The sequence below is a fragment of the Pseudomonas sp. BW7P1 genome (assembly GCF_024981055.1).
Taxonomy (GTDB): Bacteria; Pseudomonadota; Gammaproteobacteria; order Pseudomonadales; family Pseudomonadaceae; genus Aquipseudomonas; species Aquipseudomonas bananamidigenes.
Genome location: NZ_CP103374.1, coordinates 4420320 through 4442649, shown reverse-complemented (window position 1 = coordinate 4442649; position 22330 = coordinate 4420320). Strand labels below are relative to the sequence as shown.

Below are 22330 nucleotides of genomic sequence, written 5' to 3'. Positions count from 1 at the left end.
GCCAGCCATGCCGGCGCACACTCATGTAACGGATTGAAGTCAGGAGCAAGTCATGTCTGCGTTGGTCGACCGGTTGGTGGCTCACGTCCTGAGCCTGGAAGTCAGGCTGCTGGCCTGTCAGGCGCGTCTGGCCGCGCGCACCGATCCGGAAGCGCTGCATGATTTGCGCACCACCGTGCGCCGTTTGCGCAGCCTGTTGCGGCCGTTGCGTGGTTTGCCCGGTGTCGAACAGCTGGAAGATGCGGCGGCTGCGGTGGGGCAACTGACCACGCCCTGGCGTGACCGTGAAGTGCTGGCGGCCTGGCTGACCGAGCATGGTCAGCCAGCGACTGCACAGCGGCGGATGGCGCAGATGGCCGAGGCGTACCCCAGCTTGGCGGCCAGCGCCGAAGTGGCCGCGCTGCTGATGATCCTCGATGCCTTTCCGCGTTTCCTGCGGGCCTCCCAGCGTCAGGGTTTGCTCGATAAACTGGGCAAACGCATCGAAAAGCGCCTGGGCAAACAGTGGAAAAATCTCGATGTGGCATTGCACGACCCGGCCCACGACCGCCACCGCCTGCGTCTGTTGATCAAGCGTGTGCGTTATGGCATCGAAGCCTATCCCGAACTCGATCGTCTGCCGAAGCCGGCGCTGGCGCGTTTGAAGTCCGCGCAGGGCGCGCTGGGCGATTGGCATGATTGCTGGCAATGGCTGGCGAAAGCCGGGCAGGAGGCCGATCTGCAGCCCTGCGTCGCCACCTGGCAGGCGACCATGATCAAGGCCGAGATCAAGGCTGATCGGGTGCTGGAAAAACTCAGCGCAACCTGCTTCAAGTCCTGAATCCATCTCACGCCCCGGTGAGGTGTCTTATCTGTCAGTCTCTTTGACCGGAATGGACGCTGCGCCGCTCTGCCGCGCTGGTTAAGATCCGGTCATTCCCTTTTTCGTGTCCGAGGTTTCCATGCGTTTTTGCGATCTGATCGATGCTGTCCATCGCCAACCGGAGGTCGTCATTCCGGCCGAATGGGGGCAGGGGCGTGCGACGTTTGGCGGGCTGGTGGCGGCGCTGCAATACGAGGTGATGCGCGCGCGGGTGCCGACGGAGCGGCCGGTGCGCTCGCTGGCAATCACCTTTGTCGGTCCCGTCGAGCCCGGAGTACCGGTGAGCTTTGAAGTGGAAATCCTGCGTGAAGGCAAAGCGGTCATTCAGGTGCTGGGGCGGGCCGTGCAGAATGGTCAGGTGGTGACCATGGTGCAAGGCAGCTTCGGTGCTTCGCGCCCCTCGGAAGTGGCGGTCGAAGCCTATCCGGCACCCGAGATGAAGCATTGGGACGAGTGCCCGGAGCTGCCTTACCTCAAAGGCGTCACCCCGGAATTCATGCGTCATCTGGCCATGCGCTGGAGTGTCGGTGGCATGCCGTTCACCGGCAACCGATCGCGGTTGATGGGCGGCTGGGTGCGGCTGCGTGGGGATGTGAAGGAAGAGCCGGTCAACGAGGCGCACCTGCTGGCGCTGGTCGATGCCTGGCCGCCTGCGTTGTTGCCGTATCTGAAGAAGCCGGCGCCGGGCAGCACGCTGACCTGGACCATCGAATTCGTTCAGCCGTTACGGGCGTTGAGTACGCTGGACTGGTGCCAGTATCTGGCGGACATCGAATATGCCGCCGACGGTTATGGTCATGTCGCCGCGAAACTGTGGAGCGCTCAAGGTGAGCTGATTGCGATGAGTCGGCAGACAGTGACGATTTTCGCCTGACTCAATGACGGCGGTGACGCTCGCGCCAGGCGCGGTACCAGCCGCCGCCGAGCAGAAAGCGCGGGAAGGTCAGAAACTGCTCGACCAGCAGGCGTGACACGGCGTCCTTGCGATCGCTGAACGGCTCGGAGGCTTGCGCCTCCAGGCTGTGGCCGTGACGCTGCAGACCCAGCGCTGCGACGATCCCGATCACGCCAATCGCCACGCTCGCCAGGCTGAGGCTGAACACGCCCGAGACGATCAGCAGAAACGCGACAATGAACAGCGGCACGGCGATCAGGTGCAGCACCAGATTGGTCGGGTGCCGGTGATTGTCCGGGTACGCGCGCCATTGCCATGCGGGAAGGTTGGGGTGACGTTTGCCCATGTTGTTGCTCCTCAATCCATGTTCGATTCATGGTTGAAGAATAGGCCCGGGCGGACAGGGCGGCGAATCAAGGTTGGCTATTGCGCCGATAGGGACAATGGCCATTCCTGATGGTGTCCCTAGAGTTTCAACTGACCTATCGCCTTGTTGAGTTCACCGGCCAGGGTCGCCAGCTCATTACTGGTGGTCGCTGAGTCCACCGTCTGCTGCACGGTGTTCTCGGTCACATCGCGGATGCTCACCACCGCGCGGTTCATTTCCTCCGCCACCTGACTTTGCTGCTCTGCGGCCACGGCAATCTGTGTATTGCTCTCGCGCATCTGCGCCACCGCCCCGGTGATTTCAGCCAGTGCTTCGCCGGCCTCTTGAGCCTGCTGTACACAGTCGTCGGCCTTGTACGAACTCTCCTGCATGAAATCCACTGCATCGCGGGTACCGGCCTGCAACGCTGACACCATGGTGGTGATTTCATCGGTAGACGTCTGCACGCGCTTGGCAAGGTTGCGCACCTCGTCGGCGACCACCGCGAATCCTCGACCCATCTCCCCGGCGCGGGCCGCTTCGATGGCGGCATTGAGCGCCAGCAGATTGGTTTGTTCGGCGATGCTGTGGATCACGCTGACCACGCCGTTGATCTTCTGACTGTCTTCGGCCAGGCGCTGGATCATTTCGGCAGTCTGCTGCACGCCGCTGGACAGGCCGGCGATCGAATGCTGCACGCGGGTAACCACTTGCTGACCGCTGCCGGCCAGCCCGTCGGCGGTCTGTGACAGGTCACGGGTGGCGCCGGCGTGTTGGGCGATGTGGTAGACGGTGGCGGTCATTTCATTGATGGCCGTGGCTGCCTGATCGGTTTCGCTCTGCTGGCCGAGCATGCCGTGGCGCACCTCGTTCATGCTCGATGCCAGTCGCGCCGCGCCGATGTCCAGCTGCCGTGCGGTGTTGGCCACGGTGGTGACCACGCGCTGGTAGCCGGCCTGCATCGCGTTGAAGGCGTTGGCCATCTGACCGACTTCATCCTTGCAGGCCAGCGGCACCCGGGCCGAAAGGTCGCCGGTTTTTTCGACATGCAGCATCACGTCCTTGAGCGTATTGAGCTGGCTGAGCAGGAAGCGGATCAGCAACTGCGAAGCGCCGAGCATTGCCAGCATCAGGATGAACACCGCCACCGCGTAGTTGGCGAAGCGTTCGCTGAACACCTGGCTGAGGCTGGGGGCGTAGGCGATCGCGGCGACCTGCTGGCCATCGGCACGGCTGAAGACCTCGGCGCCGAGCAGCGGGTTTTCGCCGAACAACGGCAGGTGGTTGATCTCGATCCAGCCGTTGCTATCGGTGATCTCCAGCAGCGGCTGATCGTTGAGGCGCGGGGCTTCACCGCGTTTGAACGTCAGCACCTGATCGGATTTGGGCAGCGCCTGTCCGGCCGGCCAGGCCTTGAGCAGCTGCGCCTGGGCCTGGGCCGAGGTTTGCGCGACGTGGCTGCGGGCCTGTTGTTCGAGCTGCACGGCATACAGGACCAACAACAGGGTGGTGACGAAGGCGACCGCGTTGACCGCCCAGAATTTGTATTTCAGCGAGATATTGCTAAGCCAGGCACCCATGGAGGTCTTCTCTGATAGCGGAAACAGTTTTGGCAAGGTGCCAGCATTGTGCCGCTACTCGGTTGCCCGAATCTTGATTTGCGTCAACCAGTGACGCGTTCCCTGGTGCAGAAGCGATTCAGGGCAGGGCAGGCAAACCGTAGAATGCCCGGGCGCAGGCGGTGGTGTGGGCCGCCAGATCTTCTTCTGTCTCCCTCCGATGCAACGCCACTTCGCGCAACACTTCGGTCAGGTACGCCGGCTCGTTTCGCCCGTTCTTCGGTTTTGGCCGCAGTGTCCGTGGCAGCAAATAGGGCGCATCGCTTTCCAGCATCAGGCGACCGCGTTTGATTTCCTTCACCAACGGATGCAGATGGGTGCCGCGACGCTCATCGCAGATCCAGCCAGTGATGCCGATGTGCAGGTCAAGATCGAGGTAGCTGAACAACGCTTTCTGATCGCCGGTGAAGCAATGCACCACGGCGGCCGGCAACCGGTCGCGGAAGTCTCGGAGGATGTCCAGCAGACGCTGGCTGGCGTCACGTTCGTGCAGGAACACCGGCAATTGCAGCTCGGCGGCCAGGGCCAGATGCTCTTCGAGGACTCTTTCCTGCTGTGGACGCGGCGAGAAATCTCTGTTGAAGTCCAGCCCGCATTCACCCACGGCCACCACATTCGACTCCTGCAGCAGACTGCGCAGACGCCGTGCGCTGTCAGCGTTCCAGTCACTGGCCGAATGCGGATGGATGCCGGCGGTGGCGAACAGTCGCTGACCGTCCGGATCCAGCTGTCGGCATAACTCCAGCGCCTGCTCACTGCTGTCGACGGCGGTGCCGGTCAGCACCAATTGGCAGACTCCGGCGGCGTAGGCGCGGTCAAGCACAGCTTGATGTTTGTCGTCGAAACTGGAGTTGGTCAGGTTGACGCCGATATCGATGAGTTGCATGGTGCTACCTCGGGCCGAAGGCCGGAAAGCATATCAGAGCTGTAGATTTATCAGAAAAGCCAAGAACTACAACGGCTTATGACTGTCTGTTGAGGCCGCGAGGCAGGACGGATTGGCGCGATCGCAATCATTGTGCCAGTCCCTCGCACTTTATCAGCGCTCCTGGCGCTCTGTTTTCGTCGGTGTTTTTCGACCGTTCAGCGGTGAAAACGCCCCGTATTCTTTCCGGAGAGTGGATGGTTCGTCCCTCGGTTTTGCTCTTGCTGTGTGGGTCGCTGCTGCCGGTATCGGCGGTCGCGCGGCTGCCCGGGCCGCTGCAAGCCGTACCGTCCGCCAAGGTTCGCGACCTGAGCGAGATCCGCAGCAGTCGTGTTCTGCGGGTATTGGTCAACCAGAGCCGCAACAGCTCCGGTGAAGTCCAGGGGCAGACCATCGGCGTCGAGTACCACCGCTTGCGCGCGTTCGAGCAATACCTCAACGGCCACGCCCGCGACGGCCAGGAAATCACGCTCAAGATCATCCCCAAAGCCAAGGATCAACTGCTCGGCGCATTACAGCGGGGCGAAGGTGATCTGGTGGCGCCAGGCGAGCTGCTCGATCTGCAACCGGGGCACGCGGTTGCCAGCAGTGAACCGATCGCCAGCAATGTGCCGCTGGTGCTGGTGGGCATCAAGGGCGAGAAGCGCTACACCAAAGTCGAGCAACTGGCCGGCAAGACTCTGGCCCTGCCCACCGGCAGTGCGGCAGGGGAGGCGGTCAGCCAGCTCAACCAGAAACTGGCGCTGCACAAACTGGCGCCGATCAAGATCGAATGGGTCGACCCTACGCTCGCGGTCGAGGACGTGCTGGAAATGGTCCAGGGCGGGATTTTCCACCTGACCATTGTCGAGCAACCGATTGCCGAGCGCTGGGGCAAGATCCTGCCCAAGCTGCGTTTTGACCGGCAGTTGGCGATCAGTGAACCGGGCGAGGAGTACTGGTTCGTACGTCGCGATGCTTCGATGCTGCGGGCCAGCATCGACCGCTTTCTCACCGGCTACAAGACGCCGTCAAACGAAGATGCGGCGTTTCTGCGAATCTATCGTCGCCTCTATCAGGTCCACTACCCGCTGGCCAAGGCTGACCGACAGCGTCTGGAAAAACTGCGTCCGACCCTGCAAAAACATGCCGAGGCGCAGAACATGGACTGGCTCAACCTGGCCGCGCTGGCGTTCAAGGAATCGGCTTTGCAACCCGCAGCCCGCAGCGGTGCCGGGCCGACCGGGCTGATGCAGATCACGCCGTCCGCCGCGCAACGGGTCGGTGTCAACAACATCCAGAATCTCGATGCGAATGTGCAGGCCGGGGCCAAATACCTGGCGATGATCCGCCGCAAGTTCTTCAACAGTCCCAAGCTCAATGAGCGAGAGCGCATGGCGTTCACGCTGGCTGCCTACAACATCGGCCCGGAGCGTGTGCAAGGGATGCGCGCCGATGCCCGGCGCCGCGGTTTGAACCCTAATCAGTGGTTTTTCCAGGTCGAGCGCATTGCCATGGAGCAGGTGGGGATGGGCGCCGTCAGCTATGTTAATAGTGTGAACAAGTATTACTTGGCGTTCGACCGGGAGCGGGAGTCGTTGGAGCCCCGGGGACAGAAAGTTGTCTCACGCAAATGATCAAATAAATTGATCGTTATGGCGGAATATTTGCGCTTTTAACATGAATTTAACTGATTAATATGGCGGCCAACCAACAAGCACTTCTGACAACAAGGAAACGCAACATGAGCACTCTGATCAACAAGGTTCTGTTTACCCGTGCCGGCTATGGCCTGACCCTTCTGCGCATTGCCGTCGGTGTGATCTTCGCGGCCCACGGCTCGCAGAAACTTTTCGGTCTGTTCGGTGGCTACGGTCTGGCGGGCACTGCCCAATACATGGAAAGCGTCGGCCTGACTCCCGGTTACCTGATGGCGACGCTGGCGGGCGGTACCGAGTTTTTCGCCGGTCTGGCATTGATCATCGGTCTGCTGGTTCGCCCGGCGGCTCTGGGTCTGACCTTCCTGTCGCTGGTGGCGATCTTCACCGTGCACATCAGCAACGGCCTGTTCATGGCCAACAACGGATACGAGTTCGCCCTGGCGCTGCTCGGCGGCAGCATCGCGGTGCTGATCGAAGGTGCCGGCAAGCTTTCGGTGGATCGCGCCATCGCCGGCTGACCGCTCTGGCTCAAGCAAAAGGCCCGCAACATGCGGGCCTTTTTTGTTGCGGCCGATTCTTGACACTGGCCGGTCACGTTCTCTAGGATGCCGCTCATGCGCCGATTTAAACAGCTACTTGCGGGGCGCCAGGTGACTATTCTTCAGTTGCCGTCAGAAGCCGGGACAGGGCTTCGAAATACCGCTAAAGCGCTGGTTCGGTGTTGCCTCTCACCTGCCATGCAGACTTTTGAGGCAGAGACACGACACGATGAATGCACTACGCCCTCCAGCACGTCCCGCGCCGATCACGGCACATATCACCCAGCGCAACCCAAAGATCCTGCTTGGCGGCAAACACCAGCCGACGCTGTTGCGTTATCTCGATGGCTGGCCGCGTCGCAGCGGCGGTCCTGCCGCGTTCCTGATCCAGTTTGTAGAAGACGGTGAGTCGCTGGCGCGGTTTGCCGATGACAGCTTCGACCTGGCGGTGATTCAATCGCCCAGCGCTGAAGAAGCCCCGGAAATGATCCGTCAACTGACCCGCGTTGCGCGTCAGGGCCTGATTGCCCGACGCTGAGCCTCAGGGATAGTCGATCGCCACGATGTAAACGAATTGCTCGCCGGTTGGCGTCTGGACCCGAACTTCAGCGTCCAGCGCCTTGCCGATCAGGGCGCGGGCCAGCGGCGAGTCGATACTGATCAGACCCAGTTTCAGATCAAGTTCATCCGGTCCGACAATTCGATAGCGTGACTGTTTGCCGTCCTCGTCCTCGATGGTCACCCAGGCGCCGAAGTAGACCTTGTTCGGATCGCTCGGTTTTTCACTGACGACCTTCAGTGCTTCAAGACGCTTGGTGAGAAAACGCACGCGACTGTCGATTTCGCGGAGCATTTTCTTGCCGTAGGTGTACTCGGCATTTTCCGAGCGGTCACCCTGTGCTGCCGCTTCACTGACGGCCTGGGTCACCTGGGGGCGGCGTACATGCCACAGCTCATGGAATTCGGCGCGCATCCGCGCTTCACCTTCAGGGGTGATCAGCGCGGTGCCAGCGGTGCGGGGAGGGCGATAACGGCTCATGGCAACTTCATGTGGTAGTGAGGGCCGGAGTCTATCAACCCTCGCGCAACACTGTCAGCGGGCTCGCATTCAGTGCCCGACGGGTGCCGAACACGCCGGCACCACCGATCAGGGCCGCACCGATCAGCGGCAGCACCAGCAACCATGGATGCGGGTGCCAGGGCAGGTCGAACGCGAAGCGATACAACACCAGACTCACCACCTCCGAACCGATGGCCGCCAGCAACCCGCTGACCGCGCCCAACAGACCGAACTCGATCCGACGGGCCTTGACCAGCAACTGCCGTTCCGCCCCCAGTGCACGTAATAGCGCGCCCTGGCGGATACGTTCATCAAGCGTCGACTGCAACCCGGAAAACAGTACGGCCATCCCGGCCGCCAACACAAACAACAACACGTACTCCACGGCCAGGGTGACCTGGGCGAGGATGCTGCGCAGTTGTTCGAGCAGGGCTTCGACCTGCAGGATGGTCACGGCCGGAAACGCTCGCGACAACTCGACAATCTGCTGGTCGTGACCGGGGGCCAGATAGAAGCTGGTGAGGTAGGTCGCCGGCAAATCCTTCAGGGTGCCGGGCTGGAAGATCATGAAGAAGTTCGGCTGAAAGTTGTCCCAGTTGATCTCGCGCAGGCTGGTGACTTTCGCTTCGCGGTTGACTCCGCCAACGCTAAACACCAGGTGATCGCCCAGTTTGAGCTTGAGGCTTTCGGCGACCTTGCTTTCCACCGAGACCCCTGGAATCTCGTCCGAGGGTTGTCCGCTCCACCACGAACCTGCTGTGATCTTGTTGCCTGCTGGCAAGTCAGCGGCCCAGGTCAGGCTCAAATCGCGCTGTATCGCCCGGTCGCCGGCCGAGTCCTTGCTGACGATCTGCTGCACCGCTTCGCCGTTGATACTGATCAGCCGCCCCGGCACCACCGGGTACAGCGGCGCGGCCTGGGCCGAGACGTCGATCAGGTGATCGGTGAAGGCCTGTTTGTCTGCCGGCAGGATGTTCAGGGCGAAATAGTTCGGGGCGTTTTTCGGCAACTGGTTCTGCCAGGTGTCGAGCAGTTCGCCGCGCAACAAGGCGATCAGCGCCATGGACAGCAGGATCAGACCGAACGCCAGTGACTGTCCGGCAGCCGCCAGCGGGTGGCGCAGCAACTGACCCAGGCCAAGTCGCCATGGCAGCGAGGCACGCGCCAGCAGTCGACGCAGGCTATTGAGCAGCAATAGCAGCAGACTGCCCAGTATCAGGGCGGCGACCACGCCACCACCGAGCAAGGCAAACGTCAGCAACAGATCCAGGCTCAGGCGCCACATGATCAGTCCGAGCGCACCGAGCGCTGCGCCGTAGACCATCCAGGTGCTGGACGGGATCGGCAGCATGTCCCGGCGCAAGACCCGTAGCGGCGGCACGCGCCCCAATGCGGCCAGTGGCGGCAGGGCGAAACCGGCCAGCGCCACCAGCCCGGTGCCGATCCCCGCCAGCGCCGGGAGCAAGCCGCCCGGTGGTACGTCGGTCGGCAGCAAGTCATGCAGTAGCGCGAACAGACCCAATTGAGCCAGCCAGCCAAGCAAGGCGCCGCCGAGGCTGGCGAAGAGGCCAAGCACCGCCAGTTGCAGGCTGAACAGAACCATGGTTTCCCGACGGGACAGTCCCAGGCAGCGAAGCAGGGCGCTGGCATCGAAGCGACGGCTGGCGAAGCGATTCGCCGACAGTGCCACCGCCACGCCAGCCAACAGCACGGCGACCAGACTCGCCATGTTCAGATAGCGTTCGGCCTTGCCCAGTGCGCCGCCAATCTGCCGGTTGCCATCGCGGGCATCCTGAATCCGCTGGTTGGCTGCGAGCCCCGGCTTGATCAGTTGGCGATAGGTTTCCAGCGCACCGGGTTCGCCTCGCCACAGTTCGCGATAGCTCACGCGGCTGCCGGGCTGGACCACGCCGGTTGCCGCGAGGTCGTCGAGGTTGATCAGCACCCGTGGCGTCAGGCTGTAAAAGTTGCCGGCGCGATCCGGCTCGTACGTCAGCACCCTGGTCAGCTTCAGCGTTTTCATACCGACGTCGATGCTGTCGCCGATCTTCAGGTCCAGCGCCGTGAGCAGGCGCGATTCGACCCAGGCCTCGCCCGGTTGCGGTTCGCCACCCGCCGCTTCGGCAGCAAACTGTGCCGGGGCACTTTTCAGTTCGCCGCGCAGTGGATAGGCACGGTCGACAGCCTTGATGCTCGCCAGCTGAATGCCGTTGTCGGTGGCGATGACGCTGGAGAATTCAACGATCTGCGCATGGTCGAGGTGTAGCTCGGTGCCGCTCCTGATTTGTTCCGGCCGTGCGGGGGAGCTGCCTTCGAGGACCAGATCCGCACCGAGAAACTCGGTAGCGCGCAACGTCATCGCGCCATTCAGGCGGGCGCCGAAGTAGCCGATGGCGGTACTTGCCGCCACGGCCACCAGCAAAGCAAAAAACAGCACTCGCAACTCTCCGGCGCGGGCATCGCGCATGAGTTGGCGCAGGGCGAGACTGAGCAGGCGCAACAGCGGCAGGCGTGCCATCAAAGCTCCAGGGGGGCGACCAGCAGGCCGGCTTCAAGTCGGATCAGGCGCCGGCAGCGATGGGCCAGGCGTTCGTCGTGGGTCACCAGCACCAGTGTCGTGCCGCGCTCCTTGTTCATCTCGAACAGCAAGTCGCTGATGCGCTCGCCAGTGTGGCTGTCGAGGTTGCCGGTGGGCTCGTCGGCGAACAGTACATCCGGCTCGGCGGCGAAGGCCCGGGCAATCGCCACCCGCTGTTGCTCGCCGCCGGAGAGTTGGCGCGGCGAGTGGGTCAGACGCTGGCCGAGGCCGACGCGCTGCAACAGTTCGGTGGCGCGACTGCGGGCGTCTTTGCGGCCTTCGAGTTCCAGCGGCAGCATGACGTTTTCCAGGGCGTTGAGACTGTCGAGCAACTGGAATGACTGAAAGACGAACCCCACGTGTTCGGCGCGAATGCGCGCACGCTGGTCTTCGTCGAGATTGCCCAGGGACTGGCCGGCGAGGATGACTTCGCCGCTGCTTGGCAGATCGAGGCCGGCAAGCAGGCCGAGCAGGGTGGATTTACCGGAGCCGGATGCGCCGACGATGGCCAGGCTGTCGCCCTTGTTCAGTTCCAGACCGAGTTCGTGCAGGATGGTCAGTTCACCTTCCGCGCTGGGAACCACTTTGCTAAGGTTCTTCGCGGTGAGAATGCTTGCGCCCATGGAGAATCCGATGCGTGTGTGGTTTTTGAGTGCTGGCCTGGCCTTGATGTGCATGGCCCAGAACGCAGCGGCGGGTACAGTCCTGATCGTTGGCGATAGTATCAGCGCCGGTTTCGGACTGGATACCCGCTCGGGGTGGGTGTCGTTGCTCGAGCAGCGGCTCAAGTCCGAAGGTTTTGACGATAAAGTGATCAACGCCTCCATCAGTGGCGACACCAGTGCCGGAGGCCAGGCGCGGCTGCCGGCGCTGCTTGCAGAGCACAAGCCCGAGCTGGTGATACTCGAACTGGGAGGCAACGATGGCCTGCGCGGAATGCCGCCTGCGCAATTGCAACAAAATCTTGCTTCGATGATCGACAGCTCCCGCCAGACCGGTGCCAAGGTGTTGCTGCTCGGCATGCAGTTACCGCCCAATTACGGCAAGCGTTACACCGATGCCTTCGCTCAGGTCTACGGCAAACTTGCCGAGGAAAAAAAGATCCCGCTGGTGCCGTTTTTCCTCGAGGGCGTGGGCGGACACCCGGAGTTGATGCAGGCCGATGGTCTGCACCCGGCAGCCGGGGCCCAGGGCAAGTTGCTGGAAAATGTCTGGCCGACACTGAAACCGCTGCTGTGAGGCTTTTCTAGCGGCAGGCTTTCGGCTAATGTTGCGCCCCCCTAAATGGAGCACCCGATGCCGCGCCCTGCCTGGTCCCTGTTTGCCTACCAACTGATCGAGCCTGATGAGCAGTTGGATCTGTTCGCCTGCCAGGAAGTGCGGGTGCATCTGGTGACTCGTCAACTGGAACTCGGTGGTTCGGTTGACCGGACCCTGTGCGGCAGTCTGTTGCCGGCGCAACCGCGCTGGTCGAGCGTGGACCGCCGGGTGTTCCAGGATCAGCGCCTGTGTTCGCTGTGCCGGGCGATTCTCGAATCGCAGAAGCGCGGGACCTCACCGATCTGGCCTGAGCTGCGTTTCGAGCTCTAGGTTCACAGGTTCGCAGTCAGTCGCGACTCGAACATGAAGAGTGCCGTCTGTCCATCGGCGCATCTCCCCGAATTCCCGGGGCGCGGTGTACAATCGCGCTCCTATACCCTTGTCGATCTGCGAAGGATTTTCCGGATGTTGCCGCGCTTTCCTGCCGTCACCCGCTGCCTGTCTCTTGCCGCCCTGTGTGTGGCCGGTCCCGTTGCCGCATTGGAGTTTCCCCTGCCACCGCCTGGTGAGGACATCATCGGCCAGGTGCAAGTAATCAAGGCCAAGTACGAAGACACCTTTGCCGATCTGGGCACCACTTATGATCTGGGTTATTCGGAAATGGTCGCGGCCAACCCGGGTGTCGACGCGTGGTTGCCGGGCGCCGGTACCGAGGTGATCCTGCCGACCCGTTTCATCCTGCCGCCGGGCCCGCGCGAAGGCATTGTGATCAACCTGGCCGAATACCGTCTCTACTACTTCCCGAAAGGCAAGAACGTGGTGTACACCTTCCCGCTGGGTATCGGTCGTGAAGGCTGGGGTTCACCGATCGCCCACACCACGATCACCGCCAAGACGCCGAATCCGACCTGGACGCCGCCGGCCTCGATCAAGGCCGAGCACGCCGCCGATGGCGATCCGCTGCCCAACGTCGTACCGGCCGGTCCGGACAATCCGCTGGGGCCGTTCAAGTTCACACTGGGCACGCCGGGCTACCTGATCCACGGTTCGAACAAGAAGTTCGGCATCGGCATGCGCACCAGCCACGGCTGCTTCCGCATGTTCAACAACAACGTGCTGGAGATGGCCAGCATGGTGCCGGTGGGGACTTCGGTGCGGATCATCAACGATGCGTACAAGTTCGGTCGCAGCGGCGGCAAGGTTTATCTGGAGGCGCACACGCCGATCGACGACAAGGGCAACCCGTCGGTGGTCGACAAGCACACCGCAGTGATCAACGCGATGCTCAAGCGTGACGACATCACCAACAACCTGCGCATGAACTGGGATGTGGTGCGTGATGTGGTGGCGGCGGAAGACGGCTTGCCTACGGAGATCGGCAGCCCGAATACCTCGGCACCTGTCGCGTCGAGCGCACCGTTCGACCTGCAACAGTAAGCCCGGGAACAGAACCCGCCGATGCTTGCGCGTCGGCGGGTTTTTTATTGCATGAAGAAAATTTCAGGCAAAAAAAAACCGACCCGTAAAAACGGGTCGGCTTGATAACAATCCCGAAGGATTATTACTTGCGGCTGGCTTTGTCCAGCATACGCAGAGCACGCTCGTTTGCTTCGTCAGCAGTCTGCTGTGCTTTTTGAGCAGCAGCCAGAGCTTCATCAGCTTTACGGTATGCTTCGTCTGCACGAGCTTGAGCGCGAGCAGCTGCGTCTTCAGTAGCGGTCAGACGTGCTTCGGTTTCTTTCGATGCGCTGCTGCAACCGGTAGCCAGAACTGCGGCCAGAGCCAGAGCAGAGAATTTCAGAACGTTGTTCATCGTGTTCCCCTTCAAGGACTTTCAATTAAGTGGCTGTCTCCTCCGATTGAGGAAATAGCCGGCGTACATACTACCCATTACTTGTAGTAAGTAAACTGACGTAAGGCAAGAAGCAAAAAAAATTGTAGGCGTTGATTCTTTTTCGAGCAACTTTTGGCGCAGTTGTATAAAAAATATTCAACTGTAAGGTCCGACGTGAGCGAGTTATTGAGAAAAAGTTCCCGTTGCCTGGTGCTCTTTCGCCCATCTTGGCGAGTGCCCGTCTATATGGATTCGTCTACACTTTTGTTCCGGTTTTGCGTGACAGTTCACCTATCTTTGTCCATGTTCAGGTGACTTTAAAACTGGCGGTACGTCTTAAGTCTCAACATCCGGCGATGTTCAACCTTTCGACGCGGGAGGAGCTTCTCCCGAACCGGTCGTGAATCCACCGGAACTGCCCCGTCAATCAGCCTGATGACGAGTGTGCCTTGAGCATTTTCGGCATTGGTGCCTACTATTTGATACGTGCTCGGGTTGCGCGAGATCGGTGCGGTTCTTCTCGGTGTCCATCAGGCACGGGGTGGCGTAGATGTTCCTTCGCCGGGAAAACATCGGTAAGGTAGGGGTCAGATTCGAGACCCGCGAGGAGTAGTGATGAGCGAGGCGTTGTCCATCCACCATGACCAGGCTGGTCATCAGTTCGAGACCAATGTGGACGGTCATCGTGCCTACCTGACCTATATGGATCTGGGGAAACAGACTCTGGATATCTACCGCACATTCGTGCCCAATGCGCTGCGTGGCCGAGGCATCGCGGCAGCCCTGACCGAGCGGGCACTTCAATACGCCGATGAAATGGGCTACACGGTCATCCCCTCCTGCTCCTATGTGGAGCGCTACATGGAGCGTCATCAGCGGCGCACCGCCAAGATCTGAATGATTTCGCAGCACACATGAAAAACGCCGGGCAATGCCCGGCGTTTTTTTATGCCCGCGAAACCGTGATCAGCTGCGCTGACGTTTCGGCAGAACATCCTTGAGCTTGGCGTGCATGCTGCGCAAGGTGGTTTCGGTGGCCGACCAGTCGATGCAGGCATCGGTGATCGAAACGCCGTATTGCAGGTCGGCGAGGTCTTTCGGGATCGCCTGGCAGCCCCAGTTCAGGTGGCTCTCGACCATCAGACCAATGATCGACTGATTGCCTTCGAGGATCTGGTTGGCGACGTTCTCCATCACCAGCGGTTGCAACGCAGGATCCTTGTTGGAATTGGCGTGGCTGCAATCGACCATGATGTTCGGCTTGATCTTGGCCTTGTTCAGCGCCTGCTCGCACAGGGCGACACTGACCGAGTCATAGTTCGGCTTGCCGTTGCCGCCGCGCAATACCACGTGGCCGTAGGCGTTGCCTTTGGTGGTGACGATAGACACGCCACCTTCCTGGTTGATACCCAGGAATCGGTGCGGGCTGGAAACCGACTGCAAGGCGTTGATCGCTACGGTCAGGCCGCCGTCGGTGCCGTTCTTGAAACCGACCGCCGAGGACAGGCCGGAAGCCATTTCGCGGTGGGTCTGGGATTCGGTGGTGCGGGCGCCGATGGCCGACCAGCTGATCAGGTCCTGCAGATATTGCGGGGAGATCGGATCGAGGGCTTCGGTGGCGGTGGGCAGGCCTTTCTCGGCCAGGTCCAGCAACAACTGGCGACCGATGTGCAGACCGTCCTGGATCTTGAACGAGTCGTCCAGGTACGGGTCGTTGATCAGGCCTTTCCAGCCGACCGTGGTGCGCGGTTTTTCGAAATACACGCGCATGACCAGATACAGGGTGTCCGAGACTTCCGCCGCCAGTGCTTTCAGGCGGTCGGCGTACTCGTGAGCGGCCTTGATGTCGTGAATCGAGCAGGGCCCGATGACCACGAACAGGCGGTGGTCGGTGCCATCGAGAATGTTGCGGATGACTTCGCGACCCTTGGTGACGGTGCGCAGGGCAGCGTCGCTCAGAGGGATATCACGCTTGAGCTGATCGGGAGTGATCAGGGTCTCGTTGGAGGCGACGTTTAGGTCGTTGATCGGTAAATCAGCCATCGTTTACTCGTCAGGTCACGGATGCCGGCCGCCAGCGATCCCCGCGCGGCGGAGCACAGCAGATTTGAGCGCGTCGGGGAGCCGAACCTTAGCGCGTCGGGCGCCTGTCGACAATGGGCAAGTAACTGTTCAGTCCAGCACAGGTTGTGCAAAAGCCTTGCGGACAGTGTCGTGGGAGAACTCGTCGGCGTGCTGTTCGACCCATTGCAGCGCCAGCGCCTGAATGTCCTGAAGATCGTCATGGGCGTCGTTGAGGCGGCAGTAGCGCTCGATCTGGCATACCTGCTCACCCATTCTCGCACTGAACAGGGACTGTTCGTCGGTGAAGGCGATGCCCACCAGATAGCCTCTCTTGCGCCGCAGGCACCAGGCCACATAGCCCGGGTAGCAGATATCGGCATTGAGGGTCGGCATGCGCACCTGCAGCGCAGTGCCGTGGCGCCAGGCACGGTGATAATTGCAAGCGATGCCGCCGAGGCTGATAGTGTGCAGCTGTTGCCGCGAAATACACTCAGGTTTGAGCAACGTCAATTCGACGGGCACATCATCCGGATGAGGAATAAACCGTCCCATGAGCACAGACTCCCTGTGTCGGCCATCTGACATTTTTTCCCCCAGTATAGTGCTCGAATCGCAGCTGACCGATTTCGACGCCGACCAACGGCTGCTGGCGATGAGCGGCGTTTCGCTGGTGATTTTCACCAGTGTCGGTTGCGCCAGTTGCCGTTATGCCCGCGAAATCTTGCCCGGACTGGATCTGGCAATCGATCGTCTGTGCTGGATCGACGCCGGCAACAACGGCGGTCTGGTGGAGCGTTATCAGGTCTTTCATTTGCCGGCGCTGTTCGTGGTGCGCGACGGCGAGTTCTTTGGGGCAGTACACACGCGCCTGAATGCCACTGATCTGAATGCAGCGGTGGCTCAAGCGCTGGGTCGAATTGCAGAGGAGTTGCCGTGATGGGAGCAGCGAATAAACCGGTGGTGGGGATTATCGGCACCGGTGCAATCGGAGGGTTTTACGGCTTGATGCTGGCGCGGGCCGGGTTTGATGTGCACTTTTTGCTGCGCAGCGAATTTTCCGCAGTCGCCGAGCGGGGCTTGCAGGTGAACAGCGCGGTGCATGGCGCACTGACGCTGAACCCGGTGCAAGCGTATTCGTCCGCTGAGGACATGCCACCCTGCGACTGGTTGCTGGTCGGCGCCAAGACCACCAGTAATGCGGGGCTAGCGCCATCGATCATTCAGGCGGCGAAATCCGGTGCCAGAGTGCTGGTGTTGCAGAATGGTCTGGATGTCGAAGACAGTTTGCGCGCGTTGCTGCCCGAGTCCCTGCATTTGCTGGGCGGGTTGTGCCTGATTTGCGTTCATCGCGACGGCCCGGGGCAGATCACCCATCAGGCGCTCGGTGCAGTCAACGTCGGTTATCACAGCGGTCCCGCAACCGATGAATCGGCGCGCTTTGCAATTGTCGAAGAGGGCGCCGGCCTGTTCCGCACCGCCGGTATCGACTCTCAGGCGATGCCGAACCTGCATCAGGCGCGGTGGCAGAAACTGGTCTGGAACATTCCTTACAACGGTCTTTCGGTGCTGCTCGGGGCAAGCACGACACCGCTGATGGCCGACGCTGACAGCCGCGCATTGATCCAGGCGCTGATGGCTGAAGTGGTGCAGGGCGCCAAGGCCTGCGGGCATGACATGCCGCCCGGTTACGCCGAATACCTGTTCATGATGACCGAGAAGATGCCTGACTATTGGCCGAGCATGTATCACGATTTTCTGCACAAGCGACCGCTGGAGCTGGACGCCATCTACGCTCGACCTCTAGCGGCGGCAAAAGCGGCAGGCTGTGAACTGCCGCGTATCGAGGCGCTGTATCGCACGTTGGGATTCATTGACCGGCGTAACACCTGAGTCGATTCGTTGAGGGAATTGGGGGAAAGACATGGCCAAGAACATCGATGACAAACTGGTGCTGGCGATTTCGTCCCGTGCCCTGTTCGACCTGAGCGAGAGCCACAAGGTGTACCTGTCGAGTGGCGTTGAGGCCTATCGGCAATATCAGATCGAACACGAAGATGAAGTCCTGGCGCCGGGCGATGCCTTTGCGCTGGTAGAGAAACTCCTGAAACTCAACGCTCACCTCGGCCGTGCCAGGGTCGAGGTGATTCTGGTGTCGCGCAACAGTGCCGATACCGGTCTGCGGGTGTTCAACTCCATCGATCATTACGGCCTGGCGATTTCCCGAGCGGCGTTTGTCGGCGGGCGCAGTCCTTATCCGTATCTCAAGGCGTTCGGCTGCGACCTGTTTCTTTCCACCCATGCCGAAGACGTGCGATCGGCGCTGGACAACGGTTTCGCAGCGGCGACGATTCTTTCCGGTGGCGCCAGCCGTGCCGCCAGCGATGAGTTACGCATCGCGTTCGACGGCGACGCGGTGCTGTTTTCCGACGAGTCGGAGCGGGTCTATCAGTCCGGTGGCCTGGAAGCCTTTCAGGCCAAAGAGCGTGAGTCCGCTCGCGAGCCGTTGCGCGGTGGACCGTTCAAGGGCTTCCTGGCGGCGCTCAATCTGTTGCAGCGTGAGTTCCCGGACGATAACTGTCCTATCCGCACCGCACTGGTCACCGCACGCTCGGCACCGGCCCACGAGCGGGTGATCCGCACCTTGCGTGAGTGGGACATCCGGCTGGACGAATCGCTGTTTCTGGGCGGTCTGACCAAATCCGCCTTCCTCGAAGCCTTTGCCGCCGATGTGTTCTTCGACGATCAGGCCGGCCATTGCGAACTGGCTCGTGAAGTGGTCGCCACCGGCCATGTCCCCCATGGCATCAGCAACGAATCGGCGGTCTGAAGCCCTCGTGCTTCAAGACATTGCGCTGACCGTCGCACTCGTCTCGGCACTGCTAAGCTGAATCAAATCTCCGCCATGTTGGCTTGCAAGGAGGTCATATGATTCGTTCGATGCTGTATGCCACTGACCTCGGTCTGTACGCACCGTTAGTGATGCAGCATGCCCTGGCGATGGCTCGAACGTTCGATGCCGACTTGCATGTGGTGCACGCGGTGGAGCCCTTGGGGTTGTTCGCCGAATCGGTATTGCAGAGTTATCTCGACGAGCAGTCGTTGAACGAGTTTCAACGTCAGGGGCTGCAGACCGTAATCGCCAATATCGAGCAGCGGGTGCTCGACAGCTTTCGCGAAGAACTGGGGGATGAGGGCGAGCAGGATCTGCAAAGGATTTGTTCAGTGCGGGTGCTGCAGGGCGATCCGTCGCAGGTGATTCTCGACCAGGTCCAGAAACTCTCCGTCGATTTGCTGATCGTAGGAAGTCACAGCCACGGGGTCGGGGCGGAAACACCCTTGGGGCGCACGGCGACCCGCCTGCTGCAATTGTCCAAGGTGCCGGTTTACATGGTGCCGCTCGTGGAGCGTCGGCGGCGGGGGGATCGCTGAAGCAGGAATAATGGCCTTTTGATAAAAAGTTCTAGATTTATTCTCCAAACCATTAATATAGTTATATACCGTCGCTGATGCCCGTGGCGTCTACCTGCTTTGAGGGATACATATGAAGCTTCAACAATTGCGCTACATCTGGGAAGTGGCGCACCACGACCTCAACGTTTCCGCTACAGCCCAAAGCCTTTACACCTCGCAACCGGGCATCAGTAAACAGATCCGCCTGCTGGAAGACGAACTGGGCGTCGAAGTGTTCGCCCGCAGCGGCAAGCACCTGACCCGCGTAACCCCGGCCGGCGAGCGCATTATCAGCACCGCCGGCGAAATCCTGCGTAAGGTCGAAAGCATCAAGCAGATTGCCCAGGAATTCTCCAACGAGAAGAAGGGTACCCTGTCGATCGCCACCACCCACACCCAGGCGCGTTATGCACTGCCGCCGGTCATCAGCAATTTCATCAAGCAATACCCGGATGTGGCGCTGCATATGCATCAGGGTTCGCCGATGCAGATCGCTGAAATGGCCGCTGATGGCACCGTGGATTTCGCCATCGCCACCGAAGCGCTGGAGCTGTTCGGCGATCTGGTGATGATGCCGTGCTATCGCTGGAACCGCTGCGTGGTGGTGCCTCAGGGCCACCCGCTCACCCGATTGCCGAAGTTGACTCTCGAAGCGCTGGCCGAATACCCGATCGTGACTTACGTGTTCGGTTTCACTGGCCGTTCGAAACTCGACGAAGCCTTCAGCCATCGCGGCCTGACACCGAAGGTAGTGTTCACCGCTGCCGACGCTGACGTAATCAAGACCTATGTGCGCCTGGGGCTGGGTGTGGGCATCGTGGCCAAAATGGCCGTCGATACCAAACTCGACAACGACCTGGTGGTGCTCGATGCCAGCGAACTGTTCGAATCCAGCGTGACCAAGATCGGTTTCCGTCGCGGTACCTTCCTGCGCGGCTTCATGTGCGACTTCATCGAGAAATTTGCACCGCACCTGACTCGTGAAGTGATGGCCAAGGCCATTCAGTGCCACAACAAGCAGGAGCTGGAAGAGCTGTTCGAAGGCGTCGAACTGCCCGTCCACTGAGTTCCTCTCTACAGCACCTCGGTGACAGCGAACTGTTGCCGGGTGCCCGCCACCAGAACCTCCACCTCATCACCCTCGGCCTTGCCCAGCAGGCTTTGGCCCAGCGGCGAACGCGGGGTGATGACGGTGATCGGCTGACCCACCACGTCGACTTTCAGGCCCGCCGCATCCGGCGCCAGAAACAGCCATTGTTCGCGGCCGTTTTCGTCTTCCAGGCCGAGCAGGGCGCCGAGCTCGATACCGCGTCGTTCGTCATAAGCTCGCAGTATCAGGTTCTGGCACCGCGCCAGTGACTGGCGGATTTCATCGACCCGCCTTGCTTGTCCGGCTGCCAGGTAAGACGCCTCGAGCCCGAGGGTGTCGTACTTGTTCTCCGCAATGTTCTCTTCGTGAGTCGCGGTTTCGTATGCCGTCAACGCAGCGCGTTCGGCGATCTCGAGATCAGCGCGCAGCTTGTCGATAATCAGTTGGTGGACCGTGTGCTTGTTCATGATCAATCGCAGAATTGCAGGACGTTGGCGCGGCTCTTTTCGCTTGGTGCGGTCTGATCCTGCTGGAGCCAGAACTGGCATTTCGGGTTCGACTGGTTGCGTGTATTGCTGCGGGCCTGATCCAGTCGATTCTGCTGCTCGTTCTTGCGCAGGTTTTCTTCGTATTGTTCGAACAGGCGGTTTTGCGGCTCGGCCTCCGGCTGCGGCTGGGCGACTGCCGCAGGCTTGCTCAGTTGTTGCACTGCATCGGCCACCGGTTGCAATTGACGGCTGAACAACATCGAAGCGAGCCAGCATGTCAGCACAATGGCCAGGAAACCCAGCCACAGGCCCAGGGCAATGCTGCCGGTCAATTGCAGCGGACTAAGCTGAACGGACAACGGGCGACGAGGAGTGGGGCGGTAGGGCATGGCGGCCTCCTGGCGGATGATTGCGGGCGAATGCAATTGTCGCACGAAGATTAATTGCCGTCGGCTCTTCTGTACCCGGACATTTATGCGGACAATCGTCGCTTTTGCCAACGGGAGTCTTGAATGCCGCAACCGAAAACCCGCTGGGACATCTTCTGCACCGTGGTCGATAACTACGGCGACATCGGAGTGACCTGGCGCCTGGCCCGGCAACTGGTGGCCGAGCATGCGCTGACGGTGCGGCTTTGGGTCGATGATCTGCGAGCGTTCGAGCGGCTGTGTCCCGAACTCGACATCCATCTCGATACGCAGTGGCAGCAAGGTGTCGAGGTTCGGCACTGGCCTGCTGAATGGCCGGAAACGGACGCTGCCGATGTGGTGATCGCTGCGTTTGCCTGTCAGTTGCCGACTCGATACATGGATGCCATGGCTGAGCGCCAACAGCGTCCGTTGTGGTTGAACCTCGACTATCTCAGCGCCGAAGACTGGGTCGTCGGATGTCACCGTTTACCCTCGGTGAAATACAAGTCGGTGCAGCGCTATTTCTTTTTTCCCGGGTTTCAACCGGATACGGGCGGATTGCTGCGCGAGCGAAATCTGATCGAGCAGCGTCAGGCATTTCAACGTGATCGGGCGTCGCAGCGGCAATTCCTGCAAGGGCTGGGGATTGCGCCTGCATCCGACGCGCTATTGATTTCATTGTTCGCCTACGAAAACCCGGGCCTGGCCAGTTGGCTGGATGTGCTGGCTGCCGATGTGTCACCCACTCATCTGTTGGTGCCGGAAGGGCGGATTGTCGGTGATGTCGCCCGCTGGCTGGAGGTGGAGTCGCTGAAAGCGGGGGACTTGCAGATTCGCGGGGCGCTCACCGTACAGGTCGTTCCGTTCATCCATCAGGATCAATACGATCGCCTGTTGTGGTGCTGCGATTTCAACGCAGTTCGTGGCGAGGACTCTTTCGTTCGGGCGCAATGGGCGGGGCGACCGATGCTGTGGCACATCTACCAGCAGGATGAGGACATCCACATGGACAAGCTCGATGCCTTCCTGGCCCTGTACACGGGAGCTCTTTCACCCGCAGCGGCCGATGCGACGAGCGGTTTCTGGCGTGCATGGTGCAGCGGCCAGCCGGTCGGGCAGCACTGGCTCGCGGTTCGTGAGCACTGGTCACAGTTGCAGTCACACGCCGAAGCATGGTCTCTGGAACAAGCCTTGCAAGCCGATCTTGCGACGGCGCTGGTACATTTTTACCGAAATTGGCTATGATACG

The 22330-nt window shown here is 60.8% G+C and carries 26 protein-coding genes; 15 read left to right on the top strand and 11 right to left on the bottom strand.

All coding sequences use genetic code 11. The features are described from left to right. Positions 1-52: 52 nt before the first annotated feature. Positions 53-820, top strand: coding sequence for a CHAD domain-containing protein (locus NWV16_RS19960; protein WP_260520458.1), 768 nt, complete (start codon positions 53-55; stop codon positions 818-820). Positions 821-941: 121 nt separating this feature from the next. Beyond that, positions 942-1736, top strand: coding sequence for an acyl-CoA thioesterase (locus NWV16_RS19955; RefSeq protein WP_260520457.1), 795 nt, complete (start codon positions 942-944; stop codon positions 1734-1736). A gap of 1 nt (position 1737) precedes the next feature. On the opposite strand, the gene NWV16_RS19950 is transcribed toward NWV16_RS19955, so the two are convergent. From NWV16_RS19950 to NWV16_RS19940, 3 genes are all read right to left on the bottom strand, one after another. After that, entirely contained in the window at positions 1738-2103 is a 366-nt protein-coding gene (locus NWV16_RS19950; protein WP_260520456.1) for an Mpo1-like protein, read from the bottom strand. Positions 2104-2222: 119 nt separating this feature from the next. After that, complete coding sequence (locus NWV16_RS19945; RefSeq protein ID WP_260520455.1) at positions 2223-3704, bottom strand: methyl-accepting chemotaxis protein; 1482 nt, start codon at positions 3702-3704, stop codon at positions 2223-2225. A gap of 118 nt (positions 3705-3822) precedes the next feature. After that, positions 3823-4629 carry a TatD family hydrolase gene (locus tag NWV16_RS19940; protein ID WP_260520454.1) on the bottom strand — a complete coding sequence of 269 codons (807 nt, stop codon included), beginning with the start codon at positions 4627-4629 and terminating at the stop codon, positions 3823-3825. A gap of 236 nt (positions 4630-4865) precedes the next feature. Between NWV16_RS19940 and NWV16_RS19935 the strand changes: the two genes are divergently transcribed. From NWV16_RS19935 to NWV16_RS19925, 3 genes are all read left to right on the top strand, one after another. Further along, a complete protein-coding gene (locus tag NWV16_RS19935; RefSeq protein WP_260520453.1) occupies positions 4866-6284 on the top strand; it encodes a transglycosylase SLT domain-containing protein in 1419 nt (472 codons plus the stop codon). Between the two features lie 107 nt (positions 6285-6391). After that, positions 6392-6826 (top strand): DoxX family protein, encoded by a 435-nt coding sequence (locus tag NWV16_RS19930; RefSeq protein ID WP_260520452.1) that lies wholly within the window; start codon positions 6392-6394, stop codon positions 6824-6826. A 250-nt stretch (positions 6827-7076) separates the two neighbouring features. Next, positions 7077-7385, top strand: a complete 309-nt coding sequence (locus tag NWV16_RS19925) for a class I SAM-dependent methyltransferase (RefSeq protein WP_260520451.1) — start codon at positions 7077-7079, stop codon at positions 7383-7385. 3 nt (positions 7386-7388) lie between these two features. Here the strand turns inward: NWV16_RS19925 and greB are convergent, their stop codons facing one another. The 3 genes from greB to NWV16_RS19910 are packed head-to-tail and all read right to left on the bottom strand — an operon-like array spanning position 7389 to position 11108. Beyond that, positions 7389-7886: a transcription elongation factor GreB gene (gene greB / locus NWV16_RS19920; RefSeq protein WP_007964774.1), complete on the bottom strand. Its 498-nt coding sequence runs from the start codon at positions 7884-7886 to the stop codon at positions 7389-7391. Between the two features lie 34 nt (positions 7887-7920). Then, the gene (locus tag NWV16_RS19915; protein ID WP_260520450.1) at positions 7921-10425 is read right to left on the bottom strand and encodes an ABC transporter permease; all 2505 of its coding nucleotides are present in this window, start codon (positions 10423-10425) and stop codon (positions 7921-7923) included. After that, positions 10425-11108, bottom strand: a complete 684-nt coding sequence (locus tag NWV16_RS19910) for an ABC transporter ATP-binding protein (RefSeq protein ID WP_260520449.1) — start codon at positions 11106-11108, stop codon at positions 10425-10427. The genes NWV16_RS19915 and NWV16_RS19910 overlap by 1 nt, the downstream gene beginning before the upstream one ends. Positions 11109-11118: 10 nt before the next feature. On the opposite strand from NWV16_RS19910, the gene NWV16_RS19905 reads away from it, so the two are divergent. The 3 genes from NWV16_RS19905 (at position 11119) to NWV16_RS19895 (ending at position 13182) form a co-directional block, all read left to right on the top strand. Beyond that, a complete protein-coding gene (locus NWV16_RS19905) occupies positions 11119-11724 on the top strand; it encodes an arylesterase (RefSeq protein WP_260520448.1) in 606 nt (201 codons plus the stop codon). 57 nt (positions 11725-11781) lie between these two features. Then, on the top strand, positions 11782-12075 hold the full coding sequence (locus NWV16_RS19900; protein WP_065257112.1) for a hypothetical protein: 294 nt from the start codon (positions 11782-11784) through the stop codon (positions 12073-12075). A 135-nt stretch (positions 12076-12210) separates the two neighbouring features. Then, positions 12211-13182: a L,D-transpeptidase family protein gene (locus NWV16_RS19895; RefSeq protein ID WP_260520447.1), complete on the top strand. Its 972-nt coding sequence runs from the start codon at positions 12211-12213 to the stop codon at positions 13180-13182. Positions 13183-13306: 124 nt separating this feature from the next. Here the strand turns inward: NWV16_RS19895 and oprI are convergent, their stop codons facing one another. After that, positions 13307-13558: an outer membrane lipoprotei OprI gene (gene oprI, locus NWV16_RS19890; protein ID WP_025113130.1), complete on the bottom strand. Its 252-nt coding sequence runs from the start codon at positions 13556-13558 to the stop codon at positions 13307-13309. Positions 13559-14194: 636 nt separating this feature from the next. Here oprI and NWV16_RS19885 point away from each other — a divergent pair. Next, the gene (locus NWV16_RS19885; RefSeq protein WP_007955658.1) at positions 14195-14476 is read left to right on the top strand and encodes a GNAT family N-acetyltransferase; all 282 of its coding nucleotides are present in this window, start codon (positions 14195-14197) and stop codon (positions 14474-14476) included. A 69-nt stretch (positions 14477-14545) separates the two neighbouring features. Here the strand turns inward: NWV16_RS19885 and NWV16_RS19880 are convergent, their stop codons facing one another. Then, positions 14546-15622 carry a 3-deoxy-7-phosphoheptulonate synthase gene (locus tag NWV16_RS19880; protein WP_260520446.1) on the bottom strand — a complete coding sequence of 359 codons (1077 nt, stop codon included), beginning with the start codon at positions 15620-15622 and terminating at the stop codon, positions 14546-14548. 129 nt (positions 15623-15751) lie between these two features. Then, positions 15752-16195: a PilZ domain-containing protein gene (locus tag NWV16_RS19875; RefSeq protein WP_260520445.1), complete on the bottom strand. Its 444-nt coding sequence runs from the start codon at positions 16193-16195 to the stop codon at positions 15752-15754. On the opposite strand from NWV16_RS19875, the gene NWV16_RS19870 reads away from it, so the two are divergent. The 5 genes from NWV16_RS19870 (at position 16194) to cysB (ending at position 20159) form a co-directional block, all read left to right on the top strand. Continuing rightward, the gene (locus tag NWV16_RS19870; protein WP_260520444.1) at positions 16194-16580 is read left to right on the top strand and encodes a co-chaperone YbbN; all 387 of its coding nucleotides are present in this window, start codon (positions 16194-16196) and stop codon (positions 16578-16580) included. The genes NWV16_RS19875 and NWV16_RS19870 overlap by 2 nt on opposite strands. After that, positions 16580-17533, top strand: coding sequence for a putative 2-dehydropantoate 2-reductase (locus NWV16_RS19865; RefSeq protein WP_260520443.1), 954 nt, complete (start codon positions 16580-16582; stop codon positions 17531-17533). The genes NWV16_RS19870 and NWV16_RS19865 overlap by 1 nt, the downstream gene beginning before the upstream one ends. A 31-nt stretch (positions 17534-17564) precedes the next feature. Next, on the top strand, positions 17565-18470 hold the full coding sequence (locus NWV16_RS19860) for a 5'-nucleotidase (protein WP_260520442.1): 906 nt from the start codon (positions 17565-17567) through the stop codon (positions 18468-18470). A gap of 98 nt (positions 18471-18568) precedes the next feature. Then, positions 18569-19072 carry a universal stress protein gene (locus NWV16_RS19855; protein WP_260520441.1) on the top strand — a complete coding sequence of 168 codons (504 nt, stop codon included), beginning with the start codon at positions 18569-18571 and terminating at the stop codon, positions 19070-19072. Between the two features lie 112 nt (positions 19073-19184). Continuing rightward, entirely contained in the window at positions 19185-20159 is a 975-nt protein-coding gene (gene cysB, locus NWV16_RS19850) for an HTH-type transcriptional regulator CysB (protein WP_260520440.1), read from the top strand. Between the two features lie 8 nt (positions 20160-20167). On the opposite strand, the gene NWV16_RS19845 is transcribed toward cysB, so the two are convergent. Both NWV16_RS19845 and NWV16_RS19840 read right to left on the bottom strand, forming a co-directional pair. After that, positions 20168-20650 (bottom strand): GreA/GreB family elongation factor, encoded by a 483-nt coding sequence (locus NWV16_RS19845; protein WP_260520439.1) that lies wholly within the window; start codon positions 20648-20650, stop codon positions 20168-20170. 2 nt (positions 20651-20652) lie between these two features. After that, positions 20653-21060, bottom strand: coding sequence for a hypothetical protein (locus tag NWV16_RS19840; protein ID WP_260520438.1), 408 nt, complete (start codon positions 21058-21060; stop codon positions 20653-20655). 123 nt (positions 21061-21183) lie between these two features. Here NWV16_RS19840 and earP point away from each other — a divergent pair, with 123 nt between their 5' ends. Next, positions 21184-22326, top strand: coding sequence for an elongation factor P maturation arginine rhamnosyltransferase EarP (gene earP / locus NWV16_RS19835; protein WP_260520437.1), 1143 nt, complete (start codon positions 21184-21186; stop codon positions 22324-22326). The last annotated feature ends 4 nt before the right edge of the window (positions 22327-22330 follow it).

Bases quoted from the DNA above. Each gene is read 5' to 3' on its own strand.
- NWV16_RS19935 (WP_260520453.1), top strand. From the start codon at position 4,866: ATGGTTCGTCCCTCGGTTTTGCTCTTGCTGTGTGGGTCGCTGCTGCCG.
- NWV16_RS19885 (WP_007955658.1), top strand. From the start codon at position 14,195: ATGAGCGAGGCGTTGTCCATCCACCATGACCAGGCTGGTCATCAGTTC.
- NWV16_RS19870 (WP_260520444.1), top strand. From the start codon at position 16,194: ATGAGCACAGACTCCCTGTGTCGGCCATCTGACATTTTTTCCCCCAGT.
- NWV16_RS19945 (WP_260520455.1), bottom strand. From the start codon at position 3,704: ATGGGTGCCTGGCTTAGCAATATCTCGCTGAAATACAAATTCTGGGCG.
- NWV16_RS19960 (WP_260520458.1), top strand. From the start codon at position 53: ATGTCTGCGTTGGTCGACCGGTTGGTGGCTCACGTCCTGAGCCTGGAA.
- NWV16_RS19925 (WP_260520451.1), top strand. From the start codon at position 7,077: ATGAATGCACTACGCCCTCCAGCACGTCCCGCGCCGATCACGGCACAT.
- NWV16_RS19845 (WP_260520439.1), bottom strand. From the start codon at position 20,650: ATGAACAAGCACACGGTCCACCAACTGATTATCGACAAGCTGCGCGCT.
- NWV16_RS19900 (WP_065257112.1), top strand. From the start codon at position 11,782: ATGCCGCGCCCTGCCTGGTCCCTGTTTGCCTACCAACTGATCGAGCCT.
- cysB (WP_260520440.1), top strand. From the start codon at position 19,185: ATGAAGCTTCAACAATTGCGCTACATCTGGGAAGTGGCGCACCACGAC.
- oprI (WP_025113130.1), bottom strand. From the start codon at position 13,558: ATGAACAACGTTCTGAAATTCTCTGCTCTGGCTCTGGCCGCAGTTCTG.
- NWV16_RS19905 (WP_260520448.1), top strand. From the start codon at position 11,119: ATGCGTGTGTGGTTTTTGAGTGCTGGCCTGGCCTTGATGTGCATGGCC.
- NWV16_RS19940 (WP_260520454.1), bottom strand. From the start codon at position 4,629: ATGCAACTCATCGATATCGGCGTCAACCTGACCAACTCCAGTTTCGAC.
- NWV16_RS19880 (WP_260520446.1), bottom strand. From the start codon at position 15,622: ATGGCTGATTTACCGATCAACGACCTAAACGTCGCCTCCAACGAGACC.
- NWV16_RS19855 (WP_260520441.1), top strand. From the start codon at position 18,569: ATGATTCGTTCGATGCTGTATGCCACTGACCTCGGTCTGTACGCACCG.
- NWV16_RS19875 (WP_260520445.1), bottom strand. From the start codon at position 16,195: ATGGGACGGTTTATTCCTCATCCGGATGATGTGCCCGTCGAATTGACG.
- NWV16_RS19865 (WP_260520443.1), top strand. From the start codon at position 16,580: ATGGGAGCAGCGAATAAACCGGTGGTGGGGATTATCGGCACCGGTGCA.
- NWV16_RS19840 (WP_260520438.1), bottom strand. From the start codon at position 21,060: ATGCCCTACCGCCCCACTCCTCGTCGCCCGTTGTCCGTTCAGCTTAGT.
- NWV16_RS19930 (WP_260520452.1), top strand. From the start codon at position 6,392: ATGAGCACTCTGATCAACAAGGTTCTGTTTACCCGTGCCGGCTATGGC.
- NWV16_RS19895 (WP_260520447.1), top strand. From the start codon at position 12,211: ATGTTGCCGCGCTTTCCTGCCGTCACCCGCTGCCTGTCTCTTGCCGCC.
- NWV16_RS19915 (WP_260520450.1), bottom strand. From the start codon at position 10,425: ATGGCACGCCTGCCGCTGTTGCGCCTGCTCAGTCTCGCCCTGCGCCAA.
- NWV16_RS19860 (WP_260520442.1), top strand. From the start codon at position 17,565: ATGGCCAAGAACATCGATGACAAACTGGTGCTGGCGATTTCGTCCCGT.
- greB (WP_007964774.1), bottom strand. From the start codon at position 7,886: ATGAGCCGTTATCGCCCTCCCCGCACCGCTGGCACCGCGCTGATCACC.
- NWV16_RS19950 (WP_260520456.1), bottom strand. From the start codon at position 2,103: ATGGGCAAACGTCACCCCAACCTTCCCGCATGGCAATGGCGCGCGTAC.
- NWV16_RS19910 (WP_260520449.1), bottom strand. From the start codon at position 11,108: ATGGGCGCAAGCATTCTCACCGCGAAGAACCTTAGCAAAGTGGTTCCC.
- earP (WP_260520437.1), top strand. From the start codon at position 21,184: ATGCCGCAACCGAAAACCCGCTGGGACATCTTCTGCACCGTGGTCGAT.
- NWV16_RS19955 (WP_260520457.1), top strand. From the start codon at position 942: ATGCGTTTTTGCGATCTGATCGATGCTGTCCATCGCCAACCGGAGGTC.